We start from the raw sequence: 2,285 nt of genomic DNA, 5'->3' as shown, positions 1-2,285 counted from the left end.
CGGCGGCCCTGTCGGCGCTGCGCATGGCGATCGACGGTCAGGCGCCTTTCGATCCGGCGGGGGCCGAGGCGGAAGTGGTGATCGGCACCTCCGACCATGCCGAACTGGTGCTGGCCCCGGCCCTGATCGCGCGGGTAGAGGCGGCGGCGCCGGGGCTCAGCCTCACCTTCCGCCATTGCGACCGCTCCGACGCGGTCGGCCTGATCGACGACGAGGCATTGTTGCTGGCCATCGGCGTGCTGCCCGATCCCCCGGCGCGCATGACCCGCCAGTTCCTGCGCCGGGAGGGATTCTGCGTCGTCATGCGGCCGGGCCATCCCGCGGCCGCCGGGGACTTGACGCTCGATGCCTATCTCGCCGCGCGCCATATGCTGGTTTCCGCCGTCGCCAGCCGCACCGGCGCCGTCGACCGGCTGCTGGCGGACAAGGGCTTGCAGCGCCGGCTCGGCCCCGTGGTCTCCCACCATCTCGCGGCCGGGGCGGTGCTGGCGGAGAGCGACCTGCTGCTGACCCTGCCGCGCTCGGTCGGCCATGTCCTCATGCGTGCCTTCGGTCTCGTCGAACGGGTGGTGCCCCTCGACCTGCCCGACGTCCGCCTCGCCATGATCTGGCACCGCCGCAACGACGAGGCGCCGCTGCACCGCTGGCTGCGGCGCGAGGTGGCGCAACTGGCCAAGGATAAGCCACCGGGGTGACTCCCCAATCTCGTCACTCCGCCCCCCTCTCGTCACTCCGGCGAAGGCCGGAGTCTCGATCCGCCTGAAGCGCCCTCGCCCGGGCGAGATTCCGGCCTTCGCCGGAATGACGACAGAGTGGAGGGCGGAGGGGAAAGCATGATTCCGCCAGCCCGGAACATGGTCTAGAGTGCGCCGCCATGACGACATTTCATGAAACCTCCAAGCTGACCCAGCTCGGCCACGAGACGGCGCAAGCCTCGGGGCCGGACAGCGCCCTCCTCGAGAAAGTGCCGAACCCGCAGGCGGGCGTGCGCTATCTGATCCGCTTCGTCTGCCCGGAATTCACCTCGGTCTGTCCGGTGACCGGCCAGCCGGATTTCGCCCATCTGGTGATCGACTATGTGCCGCGCGATTTCATCGTCGAGAGCAAGTCGCTGAAGCTCTTCCTCGGCTCGTTCCGCAATCACGGCGCCTTCCACGAGGATTGCACGGTGCGCATCGCCCGCCGGCTGGTCGATCTGCTCGATCCCGAATGGCTGCGCATCGGCGGCTACTGGTATCCGCGCGGCGGCATCCCGATCGATGTCTTCTATGCGACCGGCGCCCCGCCCGAGGGGCTGTGGCTGCCCGACCAGGGCGTGCCGCCCTATCGCGGCCGGGGCTAGGCCATGCCGCGTCCTTCCGAGCGCAAGGCCCCCGGGCCCGAGGAGATCGAGGCCCGCGTCCTGTTCAAGGACAGCCTGATCCTCGTCATCGACAAGCCGGCGGGCCTGCCGGTGCACCAGGGGCCGGGCGGCGGCCCGAACCTGGAACAATCCTTCGTCCACCTGCGCTATGGCCTGCCCAAGGCGCCGTCCCTCGCCCACCGGCTCGACCGCGACACCACGGGCTGCCTCGTCCTTGGCCGTCACGCCAAGGCGCTGGCCAAGCTGGGCAAGATCTTCGCCGGGGGCCGGGCGCAGAAGACCTATTGGGCGGTGGTGCGCGGCCGCCCGGCGGAAGACCGGGGCACGATCGACAAGCCGCTGGCGAAACTGACGCCGAAACGCGGCTGGCGCATGGTGGTCGATCCGGCCGGCCAGCCGGCGGTGACCGACTATCGCCTGATGGGGACGAATGCCGACCAAAGCCTGTCCTGGCTGGAGCTTTATCCCCGCACCGGCCGTACCCACCAGATCCGCGTGCACTGCGCCGACATCGGCTGCCCGATCCTGGGCGAGCCGATCTATGGCCGCGCGGAAGACGCGCCCGAGCCGGACGAGCCGCTGCACCTGCTGGCCCGTTCGATCAGCCTGCCGCTCTATCCCAGCCGCGATCCCGTCGAGGTGACGGCGCCGCCGGCCGAGCACATGCTGGAAGCGCTGCGCGCCTGCGGCTATTCCGGCTGAGGCCCGCCCGACAGGATCGAGGCGGCGCCACCGACCCCGGCCCTGAAGGCATCGTCGAAGGAAATGCCCTGGCGCGACCAGGGCTTCACCGCCCGGCCCGGCATCTCCCAGGTCACGCGCCAGCCCGGCGCGCTTTCGTCCCAGGTCAGGTCGCCGATCAGCATCGCCTCGCCCCCCAGCCGCGCGGCGAGCTCGGCCGGCGCCTCGCCCGGGGTCAGGC

Annotated in this window: 4 protein-coding genes; 3 read left to right on the top strand and 1 reads right to left on the bottom strand. The window is 70.9% G+C overall.

Annotated elements, in window-relative coordinates; translation table 11 throughout:
* The 3 genes from WAZ62_RS00080 to WAZ62_RS00070 all read left to right on the top strand — a co-directional run.
* On the top strand, positions 1–695 hold a 695-nt coding region (locus WAZ62_RS00080), incomplete at its 5' end, for a LysR substrate-binding domain-containing protein (protein WP_422641488.1).
* Between the two features lie 179 nt (positions 696–874).
* Positions 875–1,342 carry a preQ(1) synthase gene (queF, locus tag WAZ62_RS00075; protein ID WP_422641487.1) on the top strand — a complete coding sequence of 156 codons (468 nt, stop codon included), beginning with the start codon at positions 875–877 and terminating at the stop codon, positions 1,340–1,342.
* A gap of 3 nt (positions 1,343–1,345) precedes the next feature.
* Entirely contained in the window at positions 1,346–2,065 is a 720-nt protein-coding gene (locus tag WAZ62_RS00070) for an RluA family pseudouridine synthase (protein ID WP_422641486.1), read from the top strand.
* Here WAZ62_RS00070 and WAZ62_RS00065 read toward each other — a convergent pair.
* The coding region (locus WAZ62_RS00065; protein WP_422641485.1) for a hypothetical protein at positions 2,053–2,285 on the bottom strand (233 nt) is incomplete at its 5' end. The two genes, WAZ62_RS00070 and WAZ62_RS00065, sit on opposite strands and share 13 nt — an antisense overlap.

The organism is Zavarzinia sp. (assembly GCF_049306435.1).
GTDB lineage: Bacteria > Pseudomonadota > Alphaproteobacteria > Zavarziniales > Zavarziniaceae > Zavarzinia.
Note: the sequence above shows the minus strand (reverse complement) of the source record. Positions and strands in the feature narration are given on the sequence as shown.

Bases quoted from the DNA above. Each gene is read 5' to 3' on its own strand.
- queF (WP_422641487.1), top strand. From the start codon at position 875: ATGACGACATTTCATGAAACCTCCAAGCTGACCCAGCTCGGCCACGAG.
- WAZ62_RS00070 (WP_422641486.1), top strand. From the start codon at position 1,346: ATGCCGCGTCCTTCCGAGCGCAAGGCCCCCGGGCCCGAGGAGATCGAG.